28 protein-coding genes are annotated in these 25,788 nt (G+C 65.9%); 14 read left to right on the top strand and 14 right to left on the bottom strand.

From position 1 onward, the window contains the following. Nucleotides 1-12 precede the first annotated feature (12 nt). Entirely contained in the window at nucleotides 13-486 is a 474-nt protein-coding gene (locus PSV33_RS11975) for a Cd(II)/Pb(II)-responsive transcriptional regulator (protein WP_300562047.1), read from the top strand. A 112-nt stretch (nucleotides 487-598) separates the two neighbouring features. Here the strand turns inward: PSV33_RS11975 and chrA are convergent, their stop codons facing one another. Beyond that, nucleotides 599-1,765, bottom strand: a complete 1,167-nt coding sequence (chrA, locus tag PSV33_RS11970; protein WP_300562172.1) for a chromate efflux transporter — start codon at nucleotides 1,763-1,765, stop codon at nucleotides 599-601. A gap of 142 nt (nucleotides 1,766-1,907) precedes the next feature. On the opposite strand from chrA, the gene PSV33_RS11965 reads away from it, so the two are divergent. Next, complete coding sequence (locus PSV33_RS11965) at nucleotides 1,908-2,525, top strand: class I SAM-dependent methyltransferase (protein ID WP_300562046.1); 618 nt, start codon at nucleotides 1,908-1,910, stop codon at nucleotides 2,523-2,525. A gap of 63 nt (nucleotides 2,526-2,588) precedes the next feature. Here PSV33_RS11965 and PSV33_RS11960 read toward each other — a convergent pair whose 3' ends face one another. Both PSV33_RS11960 and PSV33_RS11955 read right to left on the bottom strand, forming a co-directional pair. Beyond that, the gene (locus PSV33_RS11960) at nucleotides 2,589-3,263 is read right to left on the bottom strand and encodes a DsbA family protein (protein WP_300562045.1); all 675 of its coding nucleotides are present in this window, start codon (nucleotides 3,261-3,263) and stop codon (nucleotides 2,589-2,591) included. A gap of 11 nt (nucleotides 3,264-3,274) precedes the next feature. Beyond that, on the bottom strand, nucleotides 3,275-4,441 hold the full coding sequence (locus tag PSV33_RS11955; protein ID WP_300562042.1) for an MFS transporter: 1,167 nt from the start codon (nucleotides 4,439-4,441) through the stop codon (nucleotides 3,275-3,277). A 561-nt stretch (nucleotides 4,442-5,002) separates the two neighbouring features. Between PSV33_RS11955 and PSV33_RS11950 the strand changes: the two genes are divergently transcribed. Both PSV33_RS11950 and PSV33_RS11945 read left to right on the top strand, forming a co-directional pair. Next, nucleotides 5,003-6,694: a long-chain fatty acid--CoA ligase gene (locus tag PSV33_RS11950; RefSeq protein WP_300562169.1), complete on the top strand. Its 1,692-nt coding sequence runs from the start codon at nucleotides 5,003-5,005 to the stop codon at nucleotides 6,692-6,694. 219 nt (nucleotides 6,695-6,913) lie between these two features. Then, complete coding sequence (locus PSV33_RS11945) at nucleotides 6,914-7,807, top strand: ion transporter (RefSeq protein ID WP_300562040.1); 894 nt, start codon at nucleotides 6,914-6,916, stop codon at nucleotides 7,805-7,807. Between the two features lie 11 nt (nucleotides 7,808-7,818). Here the strand turns inward: PSV33_RS11945 and PSV33_RS11940 are convergent, their stop codons facing one another. Next, nucleotides 7,819-8,376, bottom strand: coding sequence for a YaeQ family protein (locus tag PSV33_RS11940; protein WP_300562038.1), 558 nt, complete (start codon nucleotides 8,374-8,376; stop codon nucleotides 7,819-7,821). A 105-nt stretch (nucleotides 8,377-8,481) separates the two neighbouring features. Between PSV33_RS11940 and PSV33_RS11935 the strand changes: the two genes are divergently transcribed. Genes PSV33_RS11935 through PSV33_RS11925 form a run of 3 tightly spaced genes read left to right on the top strand, consistent with a single transcriptional unit; the run spans nucleotide 8,482 to nucleotide 11,758 of the window. Continuing rightward, the gene (locus tag PSV33_RS11935; RefSeq protein WP_300562166.1) at nucleotides 8,482-9,486 is read left to right on the top strand and encodes an LLM class flavin-dependent oxidoreductase; all 1,005 of its coding nucleotides are present in this window, start codon (nucleotides 8,482-8,484) and stop codon (nucleotides 9,484-9,486) included. Between the two features lie 41 nt (nucleotides 9,487-9,527). Next, entirely contained in the window at nucleotides 9,528-10,562 is a 1,035-nt protein-coding gene (locus PSV33_RS11930; protein ID WP_300562036.1) for a methionine synthase, read from the top strand. 11 nt (nucleotides 10,563-10,573) lie between these two features. Beyond that, nucleotides 10,574-11,758 carry a serine hydrolase gene (locus PSV33_RS11925; protein ID WP_300562034.1) on the top strand — a complete coding sequence of 395 codons (1,185 nt, stop codon included), beginning with the start codon at nucleotides 10,574-10,576 and terminating at the stop codon, nucleotides 11,756-11,758. A 17-nt stretch (nucleotides 11,759-11,775) separates the two neighbouring features. Here PSV33_RS11925 and PSV33_RS11920 read toward each other — a convergent pair whose 3' ends face one another. After that, nucleotides 11,776-12,678 carry a cytochrome c gene (locus PSV33_RS11920; RefSeq protein WP_300562032.1) on the bottom strand — a complete coding sequence of 301 codons (903 nt, stop codon included), beginning with the start codon at nucleotides 12,676-12,678 and terminating at the stop codon, nucleotides 11,776-11,778. A 57-nt stretch (nucleotides 12,679-12,735) separates the two neighbouring features. Between PSV33_RS11920 and PSV33_RS11915 the strand changes: the two genes are divergently transcribed. From PSV33_RS11915 to PSV33_RS11895, 5 genes are all read left to right on the top strand, one after another. Next, the gene (locus PSV33_RS11915; protein WP_300562029.1) at nucleotides 12,736-13,491 is read left to right on the top strand and encodes a TetR family transcriptional regulator; all 756 of its coding nucleotides are present in this window, start codon (nucleotides 12,736-12,738) and stop codon (nucleotides 13,489-13,491) included. A gap of 106 nt (nucleotides 13,492-13,597) precedes the next feature. Then, on the top strand, nucleotides 13,598-14,110 hold the full coding sequence (locus PSV33_RS11910; protein ID WP_300562026.1) for a cupin domain-containing protein: 513 nt from the start codon (nucleotides 13,598-13,600) through the stop codon (nucleotides 14,108-14,110). 167 nt (nucleotides 14,111-14,277) lie between these two features. Continuing rightward, nucleotides 14,278-14,967, top strand: coding sequence for a glycine zipper 2TM domain-containing protein (locus tag PSV33_RS11905; RefSeq protein ID WP_300562023.1), 690 nt, complete (start codon nucleotides 14,278-14,280; stop codon nucleotides 14,965-14,967). A gap of 188 nt (nucleotides 14,968-15,155) precedes the next feature. Further along, a complete protein-coding gene (locus PSV33_RS11900) occupies nucleotides 15,156-15,437 on the top strand; it encodes a DUF427 domain-containing protein (protein ID WP_300562020.1) in 282 nt (93 codons plus the stop codon). Between the two features lie 36 nt (nucleotides 15,438-15,473). After that, nucleotides 15,474-15,911, top strand: a complete 438-nt coding sequence (locus PSV33_RS11895) for a universal stress protein (RefSeq protein WP_300562017.1) — start codon at nucleotides 15,474-15,476, stop codon at nucleotides 15,909-15,911. A gap of 716 nt (nucleotides 15,912-16,627) precedes the next feature. Here the strand turns inward: PSV33_RS11895 and PSV33_RS11890 are convergent. The 3 genes from PSV33_RS11890 to PSV33_RS11880 form a co-directional block, all read right to left on the bottom strand. Further along, a complete protein-coding gene (locus PSV33_RS11890) occupies nucleotides 16,628-17,383 on the bottom strand; it encodes an SDR family NAD(P)-dependent oxidoreductase (RefSeq protein WP_300562014.1) in 756 nt (251 codons plus the stop codon). A gap of 49 nt (nucleotides 17,384-17,432) precedes the next feature. Next, entirely contained in the window at nucleotides 17,433-18,080 is a 648-nt protein-coding gene (locus PSV33_RS11885) for a protocatechuate 3,4-dioxygenase (RefSeq protein ID WP_300562011.1), read from the bottom strand. A 69-nt stretch (nucleotides 18,081-18,149) separates the two neighbouring features. Beyond that, complete coding sequence (locus PSV33_RS11880) at nucleotides 18,150-18,848, bottom strand: pseudouridine synthase (protein WP_300562008.1); 699 nt, start codon at nucleotides 18,846-18,848, stop codon at nucleotides 18,150-18,152. Between the two features lie 41 nt (nucleotides 18,849-18,889). On the opposite strand from PSV33_RS11880, the gene atpE reads away from it, so the two are divergent. Further along, the gene (gene atpE / locus PSV33_RS11875) at nucleotides 18,890-19,132 is read left to right on the top strand and encodes a F0F1 ATP synthase subunit C (RefSeq protein ID WP_300562005.1); all 243 of its coding nucleotides are present in this window, start codon (nucleotides 18,890-18,892) and stop codon (nucleotides 19,130-19,132) included. On the opposite strand, the gene PSV33_RS11870 is transcribed toward atpE, so the two are convergent. The 5 genes from PSV33_RS11870 to PSV33_RS11850 form a co-directional block, all read right to left on the bottom strand. Next, nucleotides 19,129-19,383 (bottom strand): VF530 family protein, encoded by a 255-nt coding sequence (locus PSV33_RS11870; RefSeq protein ID WP_300562002.1) that lies wholly within the window; start codon nucleotides 19,381-19,383, stop codon nucleotides 19,129-19,131. The genes atpE and PSV33_RS11870 overlap by 4 nt on opposite strands. 129 nt (nucleotides 19,384-19,512) lie before the next feature. Further along, a complete protein-coding gene (locus tag PSV33_RS11865) occupies nucleotides 19,513-19,656 on the bottom strand; it encodes a hypothetical protein (protein WP_300561999.1) in 144 nt (47 codons plus the stop codon). 37 nt (nucleotides 19,657-19,693) lie between these two features. Further along, nucleotides 19,694-21,001: an NAD(P)/FAD-dependent oxidoreductase gene (locus tag PSV33_RS11860; RefSeq protein WP_300561996.1), complete on the bottom strand. Its 1,308-nt coding sequence runs from the start codon at nucleotides 20,999-21,001 to the stop codon at nucleotides 19,694-19,696. 697 nt (nucleotides 21,002-21,698) lie between these two features. Continuing rightward, nucleotides 21,699-22,976: a cytochrome c gene (locus PSV33_RS11855; protein WP_300561994.1), complete on the bottom strand. Its 1,278-nt coding sequence runs from the start codon at nucleotides 22,974-22,976 to the stop codon at nucleotides 21,699-21,701. Beyond that, nucleotides 22,973-23,734, bottom strand: a complete 762-nt coding sequence (locus tag PSV33_RS11850) for a c-type cytochrome (RefSeq protein ID WP_300561991.1) — start codon at nucleotides 23,732-23,734, stop codon at nucleotides 22,973-22,975. The genes PSV33_RS11855 and PSV33_RS11850 overlap by 4 nt, the downstream gene beginning before the upstream one ends. Nucleotides 23,735-23,872: 138 nt before the next feature. On the opposite strand from PSV33_RS11850, the gene PSV33_RS11845 reads away from it, so the two are divergent. Next, complete coding sequence (locus PSV33_RS11845; protein WP_300561988.1) at nucleotides 23,873-25,321, top strand: PLP-dependent aminotransferase family protein; 1,449 nt, start codon at nucleotides 23,873-23,875, stop codon at nucleotides 25,319-25,321. Here the strand turns inward: PSV33_RS11845 and PSV33_RS11840 are convergent. Further along, complete coding sequence (locus tag PSV33_RS11840; RefSeq protein WP_300561985.1) at nucleotides 25,318-25,716, bottom strand: hypothetical protein; 399 nt, start codon at nucleotides 25,714-25,716, stop codon at nucleotides 25,318-25,320. The two genes, PSV33_RS11845 and PSV33_RS11840, sit on opposite strands and share 4 nt — an antisense overlap. Nucleotides 25,717-25,788 lie beyond the last annotated feature (72 nt).

Raw genomic sequence — 25,788 nt, 5'->3', positions numbered from 1 at the left:
CAAGGTCAAGCGATGCCTGCGTCAAGTCCCTTCGCCCTCAGGGGTTACCAGATCGGCGAGGCCGCGCGCCAAAGCGGCGTCAGCCCCGCGAACATCCGGTTTTATGAGAAAGAAAACCTGCTCAGCCCGCATGGGCGGGGCGACAACAGCTATCGTTTGTATAGCGATGGCGACGTGCACCAGCTGCGTTTCATTCGCCTGTGCCGGGCCATGGACATGTCGCTGGCCGAGGTGCGCACCCTGCTGGGCCTGGACCTGAACAACCGGGCCGACTGCGCGACCGCACGCGAGGCGCTGGACGGACACCTGGGCCATGTGCGCGCGCGCCTGACGGAGCTGAAGGCGCTGGAAAAAGACCTCCACGCCTTGCGCAAGCGCTGCGACGGCAGCGACACGCATTGCCACATCATCGAGGCGCTACACCAGCTGGCCGACCAACAGACCGCGGGTGCCGCGGCGCCCGCCCCCGGAAAGCGCCACGTCTAGGTAAGCCCGGGATTCGTCCCTCCGTGCGCGGCCGGCCGCCGACGATGTCTGCGATGACGTTGAGGGGTTGCAGAAAACCTCTGTATGGTCACCGCCTGGCTCCTGGCCTGCGTCAGAGCGCCATGGCCCAGCCGGCCACGGCGGCGAGCAGCACCACCCAGAACGGGGGAACTTTGGCATAAACCAGCAGGCCGAAGGCCGCCAGTGCCAGACCGAAGTCCGCCTTCGAATGGATCGCGCTGGTCCAGACCGGGTCGTACAACGCGGCAAGCAGAATGCCGACCACACCGGCGTTGATGCCCGCCATGGTGCTCTGAATGCCACTGCGCTGGCGCAGCATTTCCCAGAAGGGCAGTGCGCCCACAAGCAGAAGCCAGGCGGGCACAAACACGATGGCAAGAAAAAACAGGCCGCCGGCCCAGCCGGTGAGGGGACCCGTCATGACTGCTCCCAGAAAGGCGGCAAAGGTGAACAGCGGGCCGGGCACCGCCTGGGCCGCGCCGTAACCCGCCAGAAAGTCAGGGTTGCTGACAAAGCCGCCAGGGACCACCGTGGCCTGCAGCAGCGGCAGCACCACATGGCCCCCGCCGAAGACCAGCGCACCCGCCCGGTAGAAACCGTCCACCAGGGCCAGCAGGGGCGAGCCGGTGCTGGCCGCCCAGACGGGCAACCCGACCAGCAACAGGCCAAAAATTGTCAAGGCAAGCACGCCGGCCCGCCGGGAGACCGGGTAGTTCTGGTGCTGGACCGGCGGCTGTGGCGGCAGTTGCAGCAGCCATCGGCCGATCAGCCCGCAGGTGACGATGGCCCCGACCTGGCCCAGCGCAGAAGGCAGCACGAAAGTGAGCAAGGCTGCCAGGATGGCCAGGCCGGCCCGGGTCCTGTCGGGGCACAGGGACTTGGCCATGCCCCACACCGCCTGGGCGACCACGGCCACCGCGACCACCTTGAGCCCATGCACGATGCCTGAGCCTGCAAGCGCGCTGTACTGCGCCATGCCGTAGGCGAACAGGATCAGCATCAGCGCCGAGGGCAAGGTGAAGCCGACCCAGGCCGCCAGTGATCCGGCCCAGCCGGCGCGTGCCAGGCCCAGCGCCATCCCCACCTGGCTGCTCGCCGGACCGGGCAAAAACTGGCACAAGGCCACCAGGTCCGAATAATTGCGGTCGTCCAGCCATTTGCGGCGCTCGACAAACTCGGTGCGGAAGTAGCCCAGATGCGCAACCGGTCCACCGAACGATGTCAACCCCAGCCGAAGAAAGGCCAGCAACACCTCCATGCCGTTTCCCGACCGAACGGGCACGGTTGGCGACGCAGGCACAGCGGGGTTGGGGTCGGTCATGGAGGACAATTCTTTCACAGATGGCCTGCGTGTTCATGAAGGTTTTATGATTCATCATTGCACCGTTTGGAGGGCTTTCATGGAATCAAAATCACATTGGGACGAGGTTTACAGCACGCGGTCGTCTGAGGCCGTGAGCTGGTACCAGCCGCACGCCACCCTGTCGCTGGAGATGATTCGTGCCGTGGCCGCGGACAAGTCGGCACGCATTGTGGATGTTGGCGGCGGCGCCTCGAGTCTGGTGGACGACCTGCTGGCGCAGGGCATGACAAACGTGGGTGTGCTCGATATTTCTGCGGCCGCGCTAGCGGTGGCGCGGCGCCGCCTCGGGCCCGATCAGGCATCGCGTGTGCGCTGGATGGAAGGCGATATCACCACCCTCCGCCTGGAAAAGGCCAGCATCGACATCTGGCATGACCGGGCTGTCTTTCACTTCCTCACCGATCCGGCGGATCGCGCGGCCTATGTGGCGCAGGTCCGTCACGCGGTGCGGCCGGGTGGACATGTCATCGTGGCCGCGTTCGCGCCCGACGGGCCGCTCGAATGCAGCGGCTTGCCGGTTGTGCGTTATGCGCCGGATGCCTTGCATGCCCAGTTCGGCGGCGCGTTCGAGTTGCTTGAGCATGTCAAGGAAGACCATCACACGCCTTCCGGGCTGGTGCAGCATTTTGTGTATTGCCACTGCGTGATGCACTGACCGCGCTGGCTCTGCTTCAGCAGGCGCCCTGCAAATGAAAGGGCTGGCCCCAGCGTCGACGCGTCAGGGCTCCGGTGTTTGCCCGGCCACGAGCTGCGTCAGTCGCTCCGCCAGTACATCGGCCCCGGCATAACCATTCGTCAGGATCTGCGCCTGGCCGTCCCCCACGACGATCAGGGTCGGGAAGCCGCGCACGCCCCAGCGCTGTGCCTGCAGGAAATCGTCACGCGTCTGCTGGCGCATGGCGTCGCTGTCGAAGTCGCGCAGAAAGTCAATGTGGCCCCAGGCCTCCTTGGTTCGGCCATGCACTTCGTCCCAGACTTCGCCGAGGACTGCCGCCTTGGTGACATCGCGCCCCTGCGCATAAAAGGCCTGCTGGATCGCGTGGTACATGCGCAGCGCCAGCGCAGGCGCGTGGTTGCGTACCGTGACGACCGCGCGGCAGGCCGGCTCGGTGTCGTAGATGAAATCCTCACGCTCAAACAGCGCCGGTGAAAACGGCTGGCCCGAACGCTGCGCCACACCGGCCCAGGACTGGCGCAGCTTGTCCTTCAAAGCGGCGTCCATCACCTGCGTGTTGTAGGCCCTCAGGCCGCCCAGCACCAGCTGCACCGGCAGCTCGGGGAATCGCTCGAGCAACTGACCCAGCGGCACACTGAATCCGTAGCACCAGGAGCACATCGGGTCGCCGACGTAGATCAGGGACAGGGCGGGGGCGGCGGTCGGGCTGGCGGTCATGGCGTGCTGTCTCAGACGGGGTTTGCGGGGGGGGCGGTCACAGGCCGGACATGCGCCGGTTCAAAGGCCAGCGTCAGCAGCGCCAGCAGGCCGAAGGGCACGCCCACCCAGCCGAGCTGCGACAGGTGAACCTGCTCCAGCAAGGCGCCACTGATGACGGCGCCCAGTGCCGTGCCCACATACAGCATGGAGCCGTTCAGGCTCAGCAGCAGCGGCGCCTGGGCCGGGGCCATGCCGGCCAGGCGGCTTTGCTGCGGCGCCATCACGCCAAAGCCGGCGATGCCCCAGACGATGAGTGTGGCCATGGTGGCGTAGAGGTGGCCACGTGTCAGCGGCAGCAAGGCCATGGTGGTCACCAGCACGGCCAGTTGCACGCGCATGGTTGGCAGCGAGCCGAAGCGGTCGTTGGCCCAGCCGCCCGACAGCGTGCCGGCCACGCCGGCCAGACCGAACACCGCCAGCGTGATGGAAAGCTGCGTGGAGCTCATGTTGTTGAGCGCCTGCAGCACCGGGCCAATGTAGGCAAACACACTGAAAATCGCCACAAAATAAAGCAGGGTGCGCAGCCAGGTGCGCAGCACGGCGGGCTGCCGCGCCGCCGCGCCAAAGCCGGAAAAATTGGCGCCGGCCGAAGCCAGATGGGCGGGCAGCAGCCAGCTGGCCGCCACCAAAGCCGCCAGGCTGGCGCCGGCCGAGAGCCAGACCGGCACGCGCCAGCCGTATTCAAAACCGAGCCAGGCACCGACCGGCACGCCCACCGCGTAACTGACGCTCATGCCCAGAAAAGTGATGGACAAGGCCCGGCCACGCAGTGCCGGCGCCACCAGGCTCACGGCCAGCGCTGAGGCCGCGGCCGAGAACATGGCGCCCGCGCCCATCAGCACCCGGCCCAGCAGCAGCATGGCGAGGTTGCCCGACAGCGCGCACACCAGGCAGCCAGCGGCAAACAGGGTCAGGGCCAGCTGCACGACGCGTTTGCGCGGCCAGCGGGCGGTGGCCATGATCAGCACCGGCGCCAGCAGCGCGGTGGACACTGCGTAGGCCGTCATCGCCTGGCCGGCCGCGGCCAGGCTGATGTGGAGCGACTCGCTGAGTGGCACCAGAATGCCGCCCAGCACAAACGCACCACTGCCGATGACGAGGTTGCACAGGGCGAAGAGATACAGGACAGGCGGCATGGGATACAGGTGGGAAAACAGCACCCGGGCGTTCGACGTATACCGGGTGGGTACTGGAAATACTCAATGAAACAGGGCCTCAGCCCCATACAGGCGGGCGCAGACTGCTATTAAAAACAGAGCGACTGTCGTCCGGCTATTTGCTGATTGTGCCCGGATGTCGGCAAACGCGCGCGGCGTCCGTCGCCGCCGGGCGTCGCTTGAGCGCGGCCACGCACCGGACTGTACGGCCGCATCGTTCGCCGGCGCGGCCGGGCCGCCACAAGTCATTCGAGGGCAGGAGAGGAAGGAGGACGTCACAGGGTGTTTCCGTTTTGTTGTTGTTGTTGTTGTTGTTGTTGTTGTGCTTTTTGGCGATCCCCTCGGGCAAAGGTCTCAGGCCTCATCACGGTCAGGCGCGGTCGCTGAGGCGACAGCTTTTTATACGGAGCTTCCCCGATGCAATGACGGCGCAGCCGGGGTAGGCTGGAGGCCCGCCTGAAGTGAAACTGGAGCCCTGACTTGTCCGACCACCCCACCATTGCACCGACAGCGATCCACCCAGCTCCCCCTCCCCATGACCTGCATTACAAGGTCTGGCCCAGGCGCCTGCCGCACCGCATCTCGGCACCGGCCATTTCGCTGTGGCACAACCTGGCGGTCAGCGCGCTGCGTTACCCCGACAAGGCAGCGCTGGTGTTTTTCGGGCGTGTCTTCACCTATGCCGAGGTGCTTGAAAAAGCCGAGCGCCTGGCCGCCACACTGCACGAGATGGGTGTCAAAAAGGGCGACCGGGTGGTGCTGGACATGCAGAACTGCCCGCAATGGGTGATTGCCCACTTTGCCATCCTGCGGGCCAACGCCGTGGTGGTGCCGGTCAACCCGATGAACCGCGCGGAAGAGCTCAAGCACTACATCACCGACCCGGACGCGCGGGTCGCCATCACCGCGGCGGACCTGGCGTCCGAGCTGGTCAAGGCCAATGACCAGTTGCCGCCGGAGCAGCAGCTGCAGCATCTGATCGTCACCCATTACAGCGACGCCTTTGACCTTCAGGCCGAGGCGGCGACCTTGCCGCCAGCCTGGCAGGAGTGGCTGGGTACGCAGCACCCGGCGCCCGCGGCCGGCGACTGCCGCGTCACGGCCTGGACCGAGGCGCTGGCGCAGGGCGCGCAGGGCCGGCTGCCCGACCACACGGCCGCGTCGCAGGACCTGGCGGTGCTGCCCTACACCAGCGGCACCACGGGCCTGCCCAAGGGCTGCATGCACACGCATGCGAGCATCATGCACAACGCAGTGGCCAGCAGCCTGTGGGGCAACAGCACACCGGAAAACACCGTGCTTTCGGTCGTGCCCATGTTCCACATCACCGGCATGGTGTCGGTCATGCATGCCTCGATTTACGGCGGCGCAACGCTGGTCATCATGCCGCGCTGGGACCGCGAGCTGGCGGGCCGGCTGATCTCCAGATGGCGCGTGACACACTGGACCAACATCCCGACCATGGTGATCGACCTGCTGGCCAGCCCGAACTTTGCGGCCTTTGACCTGAGCAGCCTGGTCTACATCGGCGGCGGCGGCGCGGCCATGCCGCAGGCCGTGGCCCAGCGCCTGTGGGAGCAGTACGGCCTGCGTTTTGCCGAAGGTTACGGCCTGACCGAAACCGCTGCGCCCTCGCACAGCAACCCGCCCGACGCCACCAAGCAGCAGTGCCTGGGTGTGCCTTTCCTCAATGTCGACGCCCGCGTGATCGACCCCTTGACGCTGGAGGAAATGCCGCTGGGCGAGCAGGGCGAAATCATCATGTGCGGGCCGCAGAATTTTTCAGGCTACTGGAAGCGGCCCGACGCCACGGCGGCGGCGTTTATTGACATCGACGGCAAGCGCTTCTTCCGTTCGGGCGACCTCGGCCGGGTGGATGAAGAGGGCTACTTCTTCATCACCGACCGGCTCAAACGCATGATCAACGCGTCGGGCTTCAAGGTCTGGCCGGCCGAGGTGGAGGCGCTGATGTTCAAGCACCCGGCCATCCAGGAGGCCTGCATCATCTCCACGAAGGACGCCTACCGTGGCGAGACCGTCAAGGCCGTGGTGGTGCTGCGGCAAAGCCACAAGGGGCAGGTCAGCGAGGCGGACATCATCGACTGGTGCAAGGAGAACATGGCGGCCTACAAGTACCCGCGAGTGGTGCAGCTGGTCGACGCCCTGCCGAAGAGCGGCTCGGGCAAGGTGATGTGGCGCACCCTGCAGGAGGCGGAAAGCCCGACCCGCTGAGAGTTTTACGATAAAAGTGGCTGTAGCCCTTGTTGGAAAAGCGCAGACAGCTATCAAAAACAGAGCATTCGGGCTGCGCCTGCCGCCGGAGCCGGTCCGGCCGGTGCAGGCGCACGCGGTGTCTGGCTGCTGGGCTGCGCAGGCGCCCGGCTACATCGGTTAAGGTTCGATTCCCGGACTTGGAACAGGTGCAACGCTGCACATGCGTTGCCTGCGCTCATGGAAAAACCTTCACTGCCCCCCTTTGACTCCTCGCACGACAAGCCGCTCGCCGGCTGGCGGCTGCGCGTTTACACCATCATTTTTGAAGCGGACACCCGTGCCGGACGCCTGTTCGACCAGGCCCTGATCGCCGTCATCCTGCTCAGCGTCGCCGTGGTGATGGCGGACAGCGTGCAGTCGGTGCACCGGGTGTATGGCAACGCCTTGAACGCACTGGAGTGGATTTTCACGCTGCTGTTCACCGCCGAATACATCGCGCGCCTGCTGTGTGTGCGCCGGCCGCTGCAGTACGCCACCAGCTTCTTCGGCATCATCGACCTGGTCGCCGTGTTGCCGACCTACCTGGCGCTGTTTTTCCCGGAGCTGCATGCACTCATCGATGTGCGTGTGCTGCGCCTGCTGCGGGTGTTCCGTATCTTCAAGCTCGCCGCCTATGTGGCCGAGTACCAGTTTCTCGGGCGCGCCCTGGCCGCCAGCGGCCGCAAGATCCTGGTGTTCCTGTCGGCGGTGCTGATGGTGGTGCTGGTCATGGGCACGGTGATGTATGTGGTCGAAGGGCCGGGCAACGGGTTCACCAGCATCCCGATCGCGGTCTACTGGGCGATCAGCACGGTGACGACGGTGGGGTTTGGCGACATCACGCCCAAGACGGACCTGGGCCGGCTGATTGCGTCCTTCATGATGCTGATGGGCTGGGGCATCCTGGCGGTGCCGACCGGCATCGTGACCGCCGAAATGGCCGCGCAGCGGAGGCACCAGCTGTTTCAGACGCCGACCACGCGCACCTGCCACGAGTGCCTGACCGAGGGGCATGCTGCGGAAGCGAATTTCTGCTTCAACTGCGGCGCCCGGTTGCCGCCTTACCAGCAGCAGGCCGACAAGGGGTCCTGACGACGTGAACTCTAGCCGCCGGCCGTGAGCCGGATCGGCGTGATCTCGACCGACTCACTGCCGGTGCTCATCCAGACCGTGCCGTCCTGGATCGTCACCTGAAGCTGGATGGTGCGGTTGGCGAGCTTGGCCAGCGCCTGACTTTGCGCTGCCTCGATCTGCCAGACCACCAGGTTGGCCGCGCGCGTGAGCTTGCTTTCGATGGCTTTCCACCACACTGGCGTGCTGCTGGCGAAGCTGTAGACGGTGACACGTTCGGCACGTCCGGCGGCGCGCATCAGGCGTTTGTCGTCGGGCTGGCCGACGTCGATCCAGTGCAGGATCTGGTCGGTGTAGTCCTTGTGCCACAGGGCGGCCTCGTCGACATCCCACAGGTCCTTGGCGAACTCCAGCTTGCCCTTGTTGTCGTCGGCTGTCACGTTCAGGGCGTAGGCCAGCAGGCGGATCATCATGCGCTCGTCGGCCTCGGAAGGGTGGCGCGCGATCGTGACGTTGTGGTCGGCATAGACGCCGCGGTCCATGTCGGCAATGGCCAGTTGTGCTTTGTAGATGGTGGCTTTGAGTGCCATGAAGGTCTGCTGGTTGGGTGAGGGGCGGGTGGTAACCCCCTATTGGAACAGACCTTTGCCAGGCCGCGTGTCCGGCTGCGGCAGGCTGGCTATAGTTCATGCATGATCCGATTGTCCGTTCTCGACCAGTCCGTTGCCGTCACCGGCCGCAGCGAAGATACCTCCATCCGCGAAACGCTGGCGCTGGCGCAGCACTGCGAGGACCTCGGCTACGAGCGCTTCTGGGTCAGCGAGCACCACAGCCACCCGACGATTGTCGGCAGCGCGCCCGAGGTGCTGATGGCCGCCATCGCCGCCACCACGCAGCGCATCCGCATCGGCAGCGCCGGCGTGATGCTGCCGCACTATTCGGCGCTCAAGGTCGCCGAACAGTTCCGCGTGCTGGAGGCGCTGGCCCCGGGCCGCATCGACCTCGGTGTCGGGCGCGCGCCGGGCTCGGACGGGCGCACCGCGCAGCTGCTCAACCCGAATGCGCGTCATGCGGCCGATGACTTTCCCCGCCAGGTGCGCGAGCTCCAGGCCTGGGTCAACGGCGTTGATCTGCCCGAAGGCCACCCGGGACGCGGCGTGACCGCCAACCCGACCGGCCCGGGCGCGCCCACGCTGTGGATGCTGGGCAGCTCGAATTACGGCGCGCAACTGGCGGCGCATTACGGCCTGCCCTACGCGTTTGCGTACTTCATTACCGACGGCCAGGGGGCCGAAGAGGCGCTGGCCCTGTACCGCGAGCTGTACCGTCCCAGCCCGCAACATCCCGAACCGCAGCCCGCGCTGTGTGTGTGGGCGCTGGCCGCCGATACCGAGGCCGAAGCCTGGCAACTTTTTTCCAGCCGCGAACGCTGGAAAATCGACCGCAACAAGGGCGCGCTGGGGCCGCTGCAGTCGCCGTCGGAAGTCGCGCGGCGGCCTTACAGTGCGGCTGAGCAGGCCGAGGCCGACAGGCTGCGTCGCACCGCACTGGTCGGCAGTGCCGGACAGGTCGCTGGCAAGCTGCATGCGCTCTCGGACGCCCTGCAGGTCGAGGAACTGGTGGTCATCACCTGGACCCATGACCCGGTGGCACGCCGCCGCTCCTACGAATTGCTGGCGGCCCAGTTTCCCGCAGCCTGAAATTTCAGAAAATACTTGCACAGAACAACAGGAGACCTTTCATGACACGACCCCTTTTCAGCGCCACCATTGCCGGCAGCCTGCCCAAACCCGCCTGGCTGTCGGAAACCCACAAACTCTGGCCGCAGTGGAAGGCCGAGGGCGCCGACCTGGCCCAGGCCAAGGCCGACGCCACGCTGCTGTGGATCAAGGCGCAGGAGGACGCCGGCCTCGATGTGATCGGTGACGGCGAGCAGTCGCGCCAGCACTTCGTGCACGGCTTTCTCGAGCAGGTCGAAGGCATCGACTTCGAGCACAAGGTCAAGATGGGCATACGCAACAACCGCTACGACGCCATGGTGCCGCAGGTCGTGTCGGCGCTCAAGCTCAAGGGGCGTGTGCATGCGGCCGAAGCGCAGCTGCTGCGCGCGCACACGACCCGAAAAATCAAGTTCACCTTGCCCGGCCCGATGACGATCGTCGACACCGTGGCCGACCAGTTTTATGGCGACCGCGTGAAGATGGCCATGGCGTTTGCCGAGCTGCTGAACCAGGAAGCACTGGCGCTGCAGGCCGACGGCGTGGACATCATCCAGTTCGACGAACCGGCCTTCAATGTCTACATGAAAGACGCCGCCGACTGGGGCGTGAAAGCGCTCGAGCGGGCCGCCCAGGGTCTGACCTGCACCACGGCGGTTCACATCTGTTACGGCTACGGGATCAAGGCCAACACCGACTGGAAGGAAACGCTGGGCCAGGAATGGCGCCAGTACGAGGCGGTGTTTCCCGCCCTCGCCAAAAGCAGCATCCAGCAGGTCAGCCTGGAGTGTTACCACTCGCATGTGCCACCGCACCTGATGGCGCTCCTCGAGGGCAAGGACGTGATGGTAGGCGTGATCGACGTGGCGAGCGACGAGATTGAAACCCCCGAGCAGATTGCCGACACCATTGGCGAAGCCCTCAAATACGTGCCGAAAAACCGCCTGCTGCCCTGCACCAACTGCGGCCTGGCGCCCATGGACCGCGAGGTGGCCCTGAAGAAACTGCAGGCGCTGGCCGAGGGTGCGGCGCTGGCGCGTGAACGTTACGGCGCGTGAGGCGGGCAACCATGACTGAACTGGCTTTCACTGCACCGGCCGCGGTGGGCCTGTGTCCTGAGCGTTTGCAGCGCCTGCTGACCGTGCTGCAGGCCGACATCGACTGCGGGCGCCTGCCCGGCGCGGTGGCGCTGGTGGCGCGCCGCGGCAAGGTCGCCCTGTTCGAAAGCCTGGGCCGGCAGGACCCGGCGGCCGGCAGCCCGATGACCCGCGAGTCCATTTTCCGCATCTACTCCATGACCAAACCCGTGGTGTCGGTCGCGGTGATGATGCTTGTGGAGCAGGGCAAGCTGTTGCTCAGTGACCCGGTGGCCAGGCACCTGCCGGAATTTGCCAACCAGAAGGTGGCCGTGGAGCAGGGCGGCCAGGTAATGCTGGCCGATGTTCACCGGCCCGCCACCGTGCAGGACCTGTTGCGCCATACCGCCGGGCTGACCTACGAATTTCTTGGAAACGCCGACGTGCAGCGCCAGTACGCCAGGCTGCAGATCGGCTCGCGCGAACGCAGCAATGCCGAGTTTTCCAGAGTGCTGGCCGGCTTGCCACTGATGTACCCGCCCGGCAGCGTCTGGGAGTACAGCCGCGCGACGGACGTGCTGGGACGGCTGGTCGAGGTGCTCAGCGGCCAGACCCTGGGTGCGTACCTGCGCAGCAACATCTTCATTCCCCTGGGCATGCACGACACCGCTTTCTCGGTGGACCCGGCCCACCATGCGCGTATCGCCGAACCCTTTGCCCACGACCCGGACGGCGGTGTGCCGATGCGCGTGCTGGAGCCGCGCCGCGCGGCGGCCATGGAAAGCGGCGGCGGCGGCCTGCTGTCCACCACCATGGATTACGCGCGTTTTCTCCAGTTCATGCGCAACCGGGGCGAACTCGACGGCGTGCGCCTGCTGGGCCCACGCACCGTGGACTTCATGACGGCCGATCACCTGGGCACCATTCCCGTCACGGGTGACGTGTTGCCACCCGGGTATGGCTTCGGCCTCGGCTTTGCCGTGCGCACCGCCACCGGCATCGCGTCCGTGCCCGGCTCGAAGGGGCTGTATTACTGGGGCGGCATCGCCGGCACCACGTTTTTTGTGGACCCGGTCGAAGACCTGTATGCGATCCTGATGATTCAGGCACCCAACCAGCGTGACCACTACCGGCCGCTGTTCCGTCAACTGGTCTACAGCGCAATGCTCGACGCCTGAATGTCGATGAGGGGCGTTCAGCCCTTGGGCTGCGGCGCCAGGGACTGCAGGTAGAGGTACAGGGCCTGCATGTCGGTATCGTTGATCTCCCGCAGCGAGCCAAAAGGCATGACTTTGATCTCGCTTCCGTCGGCGCGTTTTCCGCTCTTGAACATGCGGCTGAACGCGGTGGCGTTGGGGTACTGGCCCATGACCGAGCCTTCGCCCGGGGTGAGGTTGGCGGCCGCCGGCCAGTCGGGCGGACCGCCGGGAATCTTGCCGCCCGCGAGTTTCTCCCCGTGACAGCCCATGCACATATTGGCGACATAGGCGCCGTGAGGCACGTTGACACCGGCCTCAACGGGGGCGGACGGCGGCAGTGTGTGGTCGATTTTGGCCGCCGCGTCCGTGATCACGCCGAATCCATAGAGGGCGCGCACCGGCACAGGCAGCTCCAGGATGGGGCCCCCACCCGGGGCGGGCGGCAGACTGCGGATGTAGCCCACCAGCGAGGCGAGGTCGGTGTCGGTGAAGCGATTGAAGTCCTCGCTGGGCATGATCATCAGCGGGCGTCCGTCGGGAGCCACGCCGTGGCGGATGCTGCGCACCCAGTCTTCGGGCTTGTAGCCCGCCACCACATTGCCTGGTCCGGGGCTGATGTTGGGGCCGCCAATACGCAGGCCCTTGCCATCGTCCACAAACAGTTTGCCGGCGCCGTTGGCGCCATGACAGTCCACGCAGCCGCGCGAGGCATACAGGTATCTGCCGCGCCCCAGCGCCTGTGCGTCTTCGCCCCAGGCCACGGGCGACACCGTCACGGCCACCTTGCGTTGCATCTTTTGCCCGGCGAGCTGCACGCCCGCCAGCACCGCCGCGCCGGCCAGGCCCAGCAGCACGGCCATGCCGATGACGATGCGCTTGATCCAGATCTTTTTCCTCATGATTCCCTCAGTGTGTAAAATGTAGTTTGCTGGCAAAAATGAACACATAGTTCAAAAATGAATGATAAATTAAAATTAATGGCACCGTCAATACCCCCGCTGCCACCCGTTTTGACGCGCTGGTTGATGGTCGGGGAGGGGGCCGGTGAGCGGCCCGGCAAGCGTGAGCGCACGCGACTGCAACTGGTGCAGGCGGCGATCCAGGTGTTCTCGGCGCGTGGGGTGGCGGGCGCCACCATCCAGGAGATTGCGGAGGTCGCGAGCATGACCACCGGCACCGTCTACAACCACTTCGCCACCAAGGAAGCGGTGCTGCAGGAGGTGGCGCTGGTGCTGGCCCGCACCTTGTGTGAGCGCATTGCCCAGAGCTACCCGCAGGTCAAGGAAGGCGCGGAGCGCATGGCCATCGGCCAGCGCCGCTACATCTGGCTGGCCGAGCAAAGCCCGCAGTGGGCCCTGATGCTGCTCGATGTGTCGGCCGCCACGCCGCTGCTGTTGCAGGGCGTCCTGAAATACGCATTGGCCGACCTGCGGCTGGGCGTCAAGCAGAAGAGCTTCAAGGTGACCAGCGAAGAAGCCGCCATGGACATGATTAACGGCGCGGGCGCGCAGGCCATGCTGCGCGTGGCGATGGGGCAGGCGCCTCCCGACCATGGCGTGGCCGTGGCCACCCTGGTGCTGCGCGGGTTGGGCGTGCCACCCGACGAGGCTGCCGCCGTGGCCCGCCGGCCGTTGCCACCCTTTCCTGAAGAAGCGCCATCGGCAGAGGCGGTACCGGCGAGCGGGCGCAAGGCTGCGCGGGCCAGGGGCTGACGCTAGCGCAGGCGCTGATAAGCTGCCTCCCCGCGGGATCCATCCATCGCAGGCTGGCCTTGTGGTGGTGCTTGACTCGACCGCGCCGTGGTGTAGGCTTGCCTTCATGAGCACCCATTCCCACGACCCATCCCGCATCGCCGATCACTCCCATGTCAACACCGACTGGAAACACGACGGTGTGCGCGTGATCCCCGGTGGACAGCTGGACGGCAACGTGCCGTCCACGCCCGGCATGGACCGCAAGGCGGCGATCAATTTCGCTCGCGTCGGTGCCCAGAAACTCTGGGCCGGCACCGTCACCATCCATGCCAACGCCAAGACCGGCGCGCACCATCACGGTCATCTGGAAAGCGTGATTTATATCGTCAGGGGGCGTGCCCGCATGCGTTGGGGCGAGCACCTGGAGTTCACCGCCGAGGCGGGTCCGGGGGACTTCATCTACGTGCCGCCCTATGTGCCGCACCAGGAAATCAACGCCAGCCCGACCGAACTGCTCGAGTGTGTGCTGTGTCGCAGCGACGGCGAAGCGGTGGCCATCAACCTCGATATCGCGCCGGTTGAAAAGCCCGAGCAGGTGTTGTGGATCGATCCGACCCACCCGCAGGGCGGCGTGTAAAGCACAGGTCAAGCCGCGGTGAGCAGCGGGTGAAGATGCCCGCAAGTGCGCAATAACGCACGTTTCGAAGCGGGTCGCGCTAACCTTCCCTTACGAATGTCACGTCGTCCTACATCCGCGTTCACATGAGTTGGTTACAACTGAGGCTCAACCAAGGAGTACCCATCATGGATACAAACAACCAGACACCCGCCACCCCCGGCAGCCAGCCCGCTTTCTCGCAACGCATGCAGCACAGCAAATCGCTGATAGCGATTGTGGCCGTGCTCGGGGTCACCGTGATGGCGCTCGCCGCCGCACTCGTGGTCAACCGCTCCGATGCCCAGCCCGGCGGCACCGAAGCCCTGGCGCCAACGACGCAGTCCAGCACGGCCGCCAAGCTGGCCAGCAACAACACAACCAGCCCGACCGCGGCAACGCCTGCCCGACCGGCGCCAGCCAAACCGGTCGTTCAGCCACGGCCTGTCGTCGTGGCCCAGGCCCCGGCGCCCAAGCCAGTGGTCTGCGCCGACTGCGGCACGGTCGAAGCCGTGACTGCCGTGCAGCGCCAGGGCCAAGTCAACGGTGTGGCCGTGGGCAACACCACGGTCGGCCTGGGCACGGTGGCCGGTGGCGTCATCGGTGGCCTGCTGGGTAACCAGGTGGGCGGCGGCAACGGCAAGACGGCCATGACGGTACTGGGCGCTGCTGGCGGCGCCTTTGCCGGCAACCAGGTTGAAAAGAACATGAAGAAGGTCACCGTGTATCAGGTGCTTGTTCGCATGAACGACGGCTCGACCCGCACCGTCGAAGTGTCCAGCTCGATTCCCGTGGGCTCCCGCGTGATTGTTGAAGGCAACAACCTGCGCATGGCCTGATTCGCCGCCGCCTCGGCGGCACGCCCAGGGAACCGCATAGAAGCGTGATGCTCACCCATCACGCTTTTCTTTTTGCCTTTCGCAGACCGGGCCCGCAGGCTTTGCGGAATGTGCGAAGATTGTTGGCAGGCAAACCCCCTTTTTTCCTCCGCATACGGCGGACCCCGGCAACCCCTGAAAGAAGCGATATGAAGGCCATCTGGAACGGCGCAGTGATTGCGCAAAGTGACGACACCGTGGTGCTGGAAGGCAACCACTATTTCCCCGAAAGTTCGCTCAATCGCGACCACATCACCTTCAGCAACCACCACACCATGTGCGCATGGAAAGGGCAGGCCAGCTACTACTCCCTGCTGGTCAATGGCGAAATGAACACCGACGCCGCCTGGTATTACCCCGACCCGAAACCCGAGGCCGACAACATCAAGGGCCATGTGGCTTTCTGGAAGGGTGTGAAGATCGAACCCTGATGCAGGGCACCGAGTTTTTGTGAAGAAAGCCTGATCATGTTCAAACACATCCTGCTGCCCGTGGACGGTTCGTCCACCTCAATGATGGCGGTCGACAAGGCCCGCGGACTGGCCCAGGCTTTCAAAAGCACGGTGACGGTGATTTACGTGATCGATCCCTACGCCTTCAGCGGGGTCGGCACCGATTTCGCCTATGGCCAGGCCCAGTACCTCGGGGCGGCCACGGCAGAAGCCAACGAAGCCCTCAAGGGCGCCACACAAGTGCTGGAAGCGGCAGGCGTGACAGTCAAGGCCTCCATCATTGAAGGCCACGCGATTTACCGGGGCATTCTGGAGACTGCCAGTGCGGTCGGTGCCGACCTGATCGTGCTTGGCTCCCACGGCCGCCGCGGTCTGGAAAAACTCGTGCTCGGCAGCGTTGCCGCGCAGGTGTTGTCGCATGCCCACCTGCCGATTCTGGTGGTGCGGGATTGAGTTTTTCGCGTATCCTTTTCGCGTATCCAATAGGCCGCTGGCCAATTTAGGGCGGGCGCAGTTGGCTATAAAAGTAATAGCGAACTCCTGCGCTGTCTGTCATCCCTGACTTGATCCTGGATCCATGTCTGCCAACTACTTCAGCGCTTCGCTTGTTTGTAGTTCACCAGCAAGCCGGGGGTTGCCCGGCGGCAACTCACTTTCTTTTTGCGTCGCCAAAAAGAAAGTAAGCAAAGAAAAAGGCGACCCGATGGTCTGGGTCCTTACGCTTCGCTGCAGGCAACCTGCGCTGCTCGACTGCGGCGGGGGTCGGCAGAACTCGGCTAGCGCCTCGGACAACTGCCGCCCTGATCCCGCCTCCGTCTGCGCTGCTCGGCCCAGCCCGACGGGTGGAGAAAGAAACCCGGATTCGGGATCGGGTGCGGGGAGACATGACGCGCGCAGCGCGTCATGTCGGAGTCAAGTGGCCGTCATGTTTGCACGCGGTTGCAGCACACGCAGCCACATGAAGCCCCCCTCCATCGCCCAGCGGAGCGAGGGAGGGTTAGGGGTGGGAGTGGGGAGTTAGTCCTGCTGTCCATGGCGGACCGCAGGCGCAGCGTGACGCCGAAAAATATTTCCACCGAGAGTTTACGCACGAAATATGCCCTCAGCCCAATACCCACATGCGAAAGAAGCTATCAAAAGTATAGCTAACTGAGGTTGCTGACCGGACTTCAGTCACGCACGTCGGCCACCGGCTGGCTGCCAAAGTCTGGCCGGGCCAGGTAGGCCAGGATGCGTGCGGCGGCTTCGTCCGGCGACGTCAGCTGGCCCTTGTCCTTGAGGTTGATGAAATTGACCTGGTCGGGAAAGGCCGACGCGTCGGCGCTGCGCAGCTGGACCTGCATGTCGGTGTCGATCACCCCGGGTGCCAGCGAGCAGACCGCTGCGCCGTTGGGCTTGAGGGCTTCCTCGAGCGCCACGCAGCGCGTGAAGTGGTCCATGCCGGCCTTGGCCGCGCAGTAGATGGACTGCGAGGCCATGGCCTTGCGTCCCAGACCCGATGAGATATTGAGCACCTTGCGCCGCGCCGGCCAGCTTTCGGTGGCGCGCAAAAAAGCCGCGCTCAGCTGCATGGGCGCTTCCAGGCCGACGCGCAGCCCCAGGCGCAGGTCGTCGGCATCGGCGTCGCTGAGCGGTCCGATGCGCGGAATCATGCCGGCATTGTTGATCAGCACGGCGCTGGAAAAAACGGCGTGGGCCTGCTCGCGCAGCCATTGCTCGAGCCGCGCGCTGGCGTCTGCGCTTCGCGCCAGGTCCAGCGTCCACTGCAGCAGCGGCGTGCCGGCAATTTTGGCCTGCGCGGCCAGCGTCTCATTGGCCTTGCGTGAAATGCACAGCAGGGTGTTGCCCGGCATGAGCAGCTTGCGCGCCATGGCCAGGCCCATGCCGCGGGAGGCACCGGTGAGGATAAAGAGGTGTTGGGTCATGGCTGGGATGTTACCGACAAACAGCGGCGCCGACCGGTGTGCTGGCGGTTCAGGCGGCCAGCACGATGGAAAAGCGCGCCTGCAGGCCGTCGCTGCCCGGCGCAAACGGCACGGTCAGGGCCGCCCGGTCCGCCTCGCCGAGGCTGCGCCATAAAAAGTCGCGTGGGTTGCCGGGATCGTCAGCCACATACAGCTGGGTGGTCAGCAGTTCCCGCTGGCCAAGCTTGACCTTGAGGTGGATGTGCGGTGTACGCCCGCCATACGCCACCGGGCGCAGGGTGCGAAAGCGGTAGCGGCCTTCGGTGTCCGCCGTCATGCGGCCAAAGCCCTGGAAGCGGCGGTCGGCGCGGTTGCCGTCACCGGGGTGGTGGTAGTGGCCGGCGTGGTCGCATTGCCAGATCTCCACCTGCGCACCGGCCACGGGTTTTCCGGCCAGGTCGGTGACGCTGCCCTCGAGCCAGGCGCTTTGCCCTTCAGGGTAGTTCAGTGCGCCGTTGCGCAGCAGGTCATGGTCGCTGTCCCGCGGCAGAACCACCGGATAAAACGGCCCTTCGGTTTGCGCCGGGGTGGCGCGGCGGCTGGCGACCGGCTGGGCGCGCGAGCCCAGCCACAGCGCGGGCGCCGCCATCAGTGCTGCGGCCACGGTGCGGCGGCGCAGCGGGGCGCCGGGGGAGGGGGCTGGCGGGACAGGGCGCATCGACAATCTCCGGTGATCAGTTTGGGATGCAAAGCCTGCGCTGAAGTTCCAGCCTGGCGCGCCGGTTGGTCAGAAGGGCGCGGGGCTGTCGAACTGCAGGGGCAGGCCGCTGACGGGATGCACAAAACCCAGCGCGCAGGCATGCAGCAGCAGCCGGGGCGCGCGGGCCTGCACGTCCTCGGGTGCATACAACCTGTCGCCCAGAATCGGGTGGCCCAGGGCCTGCAGGTGCACACGCAGCTGGTGCGAGCGGCCGGTGAGGGGTTCAAGTTCCACGCGTGTGCTGCGGGTGGCGGCGTCAACCGCCACGGCCCGCCAGCGTGTCTGGCTGGGCTTGCCCCGTTCATCGTCGATGATGCGCAGTGGCCGGCGCGGCCAGTCCACCACGATGGGCAGGTCGATCAGGCTCCAGCCTCCGGGATCGGCGCTCACGGCCGCAGGCTGGCCATCCACCACGGCGATATAACGCTTGTGAATCTGGCGCCGCTCGAACAGCGCGCCCAGGGCTCGCTGGATGCTGATGCTGCGCGCCATCAGCATCAGGCCCGAGGTGGCCATGTCGAGACGGTGCACCACCAGCGCGTCGGGGTAGCTCGCCTGGACGCGTGCGCTCAGGCAGTCCTGCTTGTCCTCTCCCTTGCCAGGCACCGCCAGCAGGCCGGCGGGTTTGGCCAGCACCAGCAGGGCGGCATCTGCGTACACTAGTTCAAAACCGCCCGGGACGCCATGACCTGCGAGGTCATGGTTTTGCTGCAGTGTCGCGTTCATGATTCACCCATCAGCAAACAAACTGGACAAGGAGAGAAATCATGAGTGACGCAGGTGCCATTTCGATTGCATGCGGTTTGATGATCGGTCTGGGCGCGATTGGCGCCTGCCTGGGGATCGGCGTGATGGGCGGCCGTTTCATCGAAGGGTCGGTGCGCCAGCCCGAACTGATGGAGCCGTTGCAGGTCAAGATGTTTTTGCTGGCGGGCCTGATCGATGCCAACTTCCTGATCGGTGTCGGCGTGGCCATGATGCTGCTGTTCGCCAACCCGATGGCCACCTAGCTTTTGGGCGGCGGGAAGTTGTGCACGGTCGGGGCGGCACGCCGCTGCTCACGCAGCATGAAGAGGTAAAGGCTTTCCACTTTTTCCCGGGCCCAGGGGGTCTTGCGCAGGAACTTCAGGCTGGACGCGACACTGGGCTCGAAAGTGAAGCAGCGGATCGCGATGCGCTGGCCGAGCTCCTCCCAGCCGTAATGGTCTGACAACGCCGTGACCATGGCTTCCAGCGTGACGCCGTGCAACGGGTCTGTCATGGAGCCCCCACGCTTGTCGCTTCGCGTGCCTTCGGCGGTTCGCTGCCCCTTGCACGAAGAAGAGGGGCGCTGCGCCTGCGGCCCGGCAAAGCCGGTTCCGCGGCCCCGGCTGGTAAAGAGGTCACTGCCTTATTTGTTTTTCAGCTTGCCGCGCAGGGGCACTTGCGTGACGATGGTTGGGCGCACCGCATCGGGCGACACCGCTTTCGGGGGCGCCGTGTCCTTCTTGGGCTTCTTGACCATCTTGTCCTTGTTTTGCTGTCCTTTTGCCATGGTGTTCTCCGGAAGGTTGAGGGGGTTAGCGTGATTATCAGTGCAACTTGATGCGCGGACGATAGGTGCGGTCAATCATTTCCGACAGCGTGATCAGGGCGGTTTTTTTCCATCCGCCCAGCGCCAGCTGGTGCTGCTTGTGCAGCGCCCAGTACATGATCTTGGCGAGTTGCCCCTCGATGAAAAAGCTGCCCTTGGTCAGGCTCCCCATCAGGCTGCCGACGGAGGAATACTCCGACAGCGACACCAGCGAACCCTGGTCCCTGAAGACAAAGGGCGACACGGCCTCGCCGCGTTGCAGCCGCGGCAGCGCCCTGACCAGGTACATGGCCTGCTGGTAGGCGGCCTGCGCGCGCGGCGGCACCCAGGTGCCGTCGGGCTGCTGGCAGGCGGCGCAGTCGCCGAAGGCATAGATGCTGGGGTCGGTGGTCTGCAGGTTGCCGTTGACGACGAGCTGGTTGAGCCGGTTGGTTTCCAGGGGCGCATCGCCGCCCAGTGTCTTCAGGAAATCCGCGGCCTTGACGCCGGCCGCCCAGACCGAGAGGCTGGAGGAAATCACCTTGCCGCTGGCCATCTTCAGGCTGTTTTCCGTGACCTCCACCACTTTTTCATTGGTATGCACCTCGATGGCCAGCTTGCGCAGTTCGCGCAGTGCCGCGTCGCTCAGCCGCTCGGGCAGTTGCGCCAGCAGGCGCGGCGCCGCCTCGACCAGCACGATCTGCAGGTCTTTTTCGGGGTGGATATGGTCAAAGCCGAAATTGGCCAGTACCTTGGCCGAGGCGTGGAGCTCGGCGGCAAGCTCCACGCCCGTAGCGCCACCACCGACGATGGCCACCGTCAGGCGGCCGCTGCCGGCGCTGCGCGGCACGGTTTGCGCCCGTATGCAGGCGTTGATCAGCCGGTTGTTGAACCGTTTGGCCGCCTGTGGGCTGTCAAGCTTGATCGTGTGTTCGGCCGCCCCCAGGGTGCCGAAGTCGTTGGTCTGGCTGCCCACCGCAATCACCAGCGTGTCGTAGCCGAGCTGCTGGGCCGGCGTGATCTCGCGCCCGGCCTCGTCGTGGCTGGCCGCCAGCTGCAGGGTCTTGGCGGCGCGGTCCACGCCCGCCAGGCGGCCGAGGCGGAACTTGAAATGGTTCCAGCGCGCCTGCGCCAGGTACTCGATCTCTTCGGCGTGGGTGTCAAAACTGCCGGCCGCCAGCTGGTGCAGCAGCGGCTTCCACACATGGGTGCGCGCGGCGTCCACCAGCGTGATCTCAGCCTGGCCCTTTTTGCCCAGACGCTTGCCCAGTTGCGTGGCCAGCGCCAGCCCCCCTGCGCCCCCGCCGACGATGACGATGCGTTCCATGAATTTTCCTCCTCGGCATCAGGCTGCCGGCAGTGTTGTTGTGGCGACATGGTAACTGCCGGAGGTGCGTGATACGGCTGCGGGTTTGGGGTGGGGACTCTATCGTTGTGAAAGTTGGTTCAGGGGAGCTATTTTTTTTGGTGGTGGGTGTACATCAGGCGGTGGTGGTTTTCCAGCAAGCCGGGGGTTGCCCGGCGGCAACTTACTTTTCTTTTGCGTCGCCAAAAGAAAAGTAAGCAAAAGAAAAGGCGACCCGACTGTCTGGGTCCTTCCGCTTCGCTCCAGGCAACCTGCGCTGCTTGACTCCGGCGGGGGGCGGCAGAACTCGCTTCGCTCGGACAACTGCCGCCCTGATCCCACCTCCATCTGCGCTGCTCGGCCCAGCCACACGGGTTGGGAGAGGGAGGCCGAATTCGGGGAGACATGACACGCGCGGCGTGTCATGTCGGATTCAAGCGGCAGTGATGTTTGCTCGCGGGCGCAGCACAGGAGGCCAAATGAAGCTCCCCTCCATCGCCCAGCGGGGCGAGGGAGGGGCGGGGGAGGGAGTGGGGAGTCGGACCCACTGTCCATCGCTAGCCCCCAACGCAGCGTGAGGCTTGGGGCGACTGGCAGGAAGTGCCTCGCCCGCCGGGGCGAGACCCGGCTTGCTGGCGGCACCACTGCAGATCGAGGAAGCAAAAAAGGCACCTGACACTCACCGCTGATTCTCCCCCCGCATGCGATGGATCTCGGTAGGCGTCACCGCGCTGGCCTGGTGGCCCCAGGCGCTGCGCAGATAAGTCAGCAGCGTGGCCAGCTCGGTGTCGTCGAGCACCAGCACAAACGGCGGCATGCCGAAGGGGCGCGGGTTGCCGGCCGTTGCCGGCGCATATCCGCCGTTGAGCACGATCTGTACGAGGTTGGCGGTGGAGTCCATGGTCACGGCGCGGTTGCCGGCCAGCGGCGGGTAGGCGCCGGGCACGCCTTGCCCCTGGTCGCCGTGGCACTGCGCGCAATGCTGCTCGTAGAGCTTGGCGCCGGCGGCCGTGGTCGGGCCTGGCGCCGCGGTGGAAGTGCGGGCTGCCGGCGCGGGTGGCAGCGATTGGAGGAACACGGCCATCGCCGTCAGGTCGGGATCGCTCAGGTGCTGGGTGCTTTGCAGCACCACCTCGGCCATGGGCCCGAGCACCGAGCCGCGCGGCGACACACCGGTCTTGAGCAGGGCCGCAATGTCCTGCGGCGTCCAGTCGGCCACGCCGGCCTCCGACGCCGAGGTCAGCGAAGGTGCGTACCAGTTCTGCATCGGGATCAGGCCGCCAGCCAGGTCCAGCGGGGTGTCGGTCGCCCCCAGCGCATTGCGCGTGCTGTGGCAGGCGCTGCAGTGGCCCAGGCCACGCACCAGGTAGGCGCCGCGGTTCCACTCGGCCGTCTGTTTCGTTTCCGGCTCGTAATGCCCCGGGCTGAAATACAGGGCGCGCCACACCGCCAGCGCGGCCTGCGTGCTGAAGGGCCAGCGCAGGGCATGGGGTGTGTTGGGCTGGACGGCCGGCGGCAGGCTGTGCAGGTAGGCGTAGAGCGCATCCGAGTCTTCCCGCGTGACTTCGGTGTAGTTGGTGTAGGGGAAGGCCGGGTAGAGCAGGCGGCCGTCCCGGGAGCGGCCGTTGTGCATGGCACGCCAGAAATGAGTGGACGACCACTGGCCGATGCCGGTGCCGGGGTCGGGTGTCAGGTTGCTCGAGAAAACCGTGCCGAAGGGCGTGTCGATGCCGCGACCGCCGGCGTAGGGCGTGCCGCCGCGTGTGGTGTGGCAGCTCATGCAGTTGCCAGCGCGTGCGAGGTAGGCGCCACGTTCTATCCGCGCCGGCAGGGTGGCTGCAGTGGCCATCGGGGTTGTGACATCGGGTTCGTCCCGCACATTGAGTTGCCAGACGAGGGCGGCCAGTGCCAGCGCCGCCGCTGCGCTGCCAAGAATCCACGTGGTCAGCCTTTTCATGGCCGGGTTCCCCGCGGTGTGGCGGCGCTGCCGCAGGTCGGCACCACAAGGCCGCCGGGCGCGGGCGGCGGGGCCGCCGCTGCTGGTTTGCTGCTGGCCGGCAGGGCTTGGGCTGCCAGCCAGCTGGTGGCCGCATGGATGTCTGCGTCGCTCATCCGCCCGACGATGTGGGCCATGCAGTCCGGCGCGTGGGCGCGCCGCTGTCCGGTGCGCCAGGCGCCGAGCTGCGCGTTCAGGTAGTCGCGCGGCAGCCCCAGCAGGCCCGGGACATGGGGGGTGACCCCGGTCATGGCCTGACCGTGGCAGGACACGCAGGCCGGCAGGCGCTGGCCGGGGTCACCGTGCAAAACAAGCGCCTGTCCGCGTTGCAGCACCCCGGGCGCAGCAGCGGGTGCGGCCGGGGGCGGGTAGGGCAGCTCCAGCGCCGAAAAGTAGCGCGCAATTTCCATCAGGTAGTCGTCGGACAGCGGATCGACAAGCTGTGTCATCAGCGCGTAGTGGCGCCGGCCGTCGCGGAAGTTGAGCAACTGGTTGTACAGGTAACCGGCGGGTTTGCCCGCCAGGCGCGGGTAGTAACCGTCGGGGCCGGCGCGACCCTGGGCGCCGTGGCAAGCGGTGCAGGCCATGGTGCGTTGGGCGATGGTGTCTTCAAAAGGTGCGGCGGCCAGCGCTGGAGCGAGGGCGAGGATGGAGCCGGCCAGGGTGGCGACCGCCAGCCGGTGCACCCAGGGGAAAGTCGCTGAAGAAGTTGTTGACATGTTCGCATCATGAGCCATGGCGCCGACGGACGTAAGACTCAGATGCCGTGCAAAAAACCATATCAGATGAAAAAACTGAAAAAATTACAATATCAGATTCGGCCCCCGGGCCGTGCCGGAACCAGGAGCGGGCAAGCCATGAAGCGTTACGAACAACTGGTCGAACTGCTGGCCACGGACATCCGCAACGGGCGGCTGGCGCCGGGCGCACGTTTGCCCTCGATCCGGACCATCACGGTGCAGCACGGCCTGAGCGCGTCCACCGCCTTCAAGGCCTACTACCGGCTGGAAGAAAAGGGTCTGGTTCGGGCACGTCCGCGATCGGGCTATTACGTGATCGGCCCGCCGGCGCAGCTGCCACCGCCCGCCGCACTGTCGGGCCGTGAAAAAAGGACATCGGCGCTGGTGTCGTCGCGGCTGCACATCAGTGAGCTGGTGTTTTCGGTACTGGACGCGGTGCAGGATACAGACATCGTGCCGCTGGGCTCGGCCTTTCCCAGCCCGGACCTGTTTCCGCTGCAGCGCCTGGGCAAGTCGCTGGCCCGTGTCGCACCGCGCCTGCACGGGCGGGAGATGGTGGCGCATCTGGCGCAGGGCCACCCGGCGCTGCGCCAGCAGATTGCGCTGCGTTATCTGGCGATGGGAATGGCGCAGCCGATGGACGAGCTGGTCATCACCAACGGTGCGCTTGAGGCCCTGAATCTGTGCCTGTCAGCGGTCGCGCAGCCGGGCGATCTGGTGGCGATCGAGTCGCCCGGGTTTTACGCCAGCCTGCAGGCGCTGGAACGGCTGAAGATGAAAGCGCTGGAAATACCGGTGCACCCGCAGGACGGGCTGGACCTGGCCGCGCTGGCCAGGGCGCTGGAGCGGCACCCGGTGAAAGCCTGCTGGTTCATGACCTCGTTCCAGAACCCGACCGGCACCAGCTTGCCCCGCGAGAAAAAACAGGCGCTGGTGGCGTTGCTCGCCGGGCGCGGCATTCCGCTGATCGAGGACGATGTCTACGGCGAGCTGTACTTCGGCGAGCGCGCGCCGTGGCCGGCCAAGGCCTTTGACCGCGAGGGCCTGGTGATGCACTGCAGCTCCTTCAGCAAGACGCTGGCACCGGGCTACCGCGTGGGCTGGGTCTCGCCCGGGCGTTTCGGCGAGCGTATTGCCGGGCTCCAGCTCATGACCACCCTGTCGGCCAGCCTGCCGGCCCAGCTGGCGCTGGCCGACTACCTGCAGCACGGCGGTTACGACAAGCACCTGCGCAAGCTGCGTCATGTGATGGAGGCCCGGCTGGCCAGCTTGCTGGCCGCGATCGTGCGGCATTTCCCGCCCGGTGTGCGCGTGGGGCGGCCGGCGGGCGGCTATTTTGTCTGGGTGGCATTTGACGCGGGTTTTGATGCCCTGGCCCTGCACGAGGCAGCGCTGGCACGCGGCATCAGCGTGGCGCCGGGGCCGATTTTTTCAGCGCGCCGGGATTTCCGCCATTGCCTGCGGCTCAATGGCGGCCATCCCTGGAGTGCGCGCCTGGAGGACGCGGTGCAGACGCTGGGTATGCTGGCCCGCCGGCAAAGCCCGTATGCCGGGCCGGACGCCTAGCGTTTCGGACTGGAGCGCAGGCAGGCGAGAAGGTGGTCCCAGCTCGCCTGCAGCTCGTTCATGCGAGCGCCTTTGTCGAGCACCGCGCCGCTGGCCGCCTCGGTGCGCCGGACCACCTTGGCCAGGGCGCTGGCCGGCAGCGGGCCGACCTGCTTGCGCATGGCGCCGGCCTTGAGGCGCATGCTGGAGATCGCGTCCTTGACCTGTGACTTGTTGGAAGCGCAGGCAATGCCACCCACCAGTTCGGCCATCTCTGCCAGGGCCGGGTCCAGGTACCAGACTGCCGCCGTGCCCAGCGCCAGTGCCCAGATGCGCTTGTCGCGCGTGGGCGCGACGTGCACCGACCCGACAGCGGGTGCCGCGGCCTCCTGGGACTGAACAATGGGCGTTTTCATGGGAATGCTGAGCTTGGCAGGCAAAGCTGAATTTTCCCTGACTTGTCCGGCGCCTGCTGGCCGGTGCCTGCA

The sequence above is a fragment of the Polaromonas sp. genome (assembly GCF_029945895.1).
Lineage (GTDB): Bacteria > Pseudomonadota > Gammaproteobacteria > Burkholderiales > Burkholderiaceae_C > Polaromonas.
The sequence above is the reverse complement of the archived record's forward strand: the minus strand, read 5'-3'. Positions and strand labels throughout refer to the sequence as shown.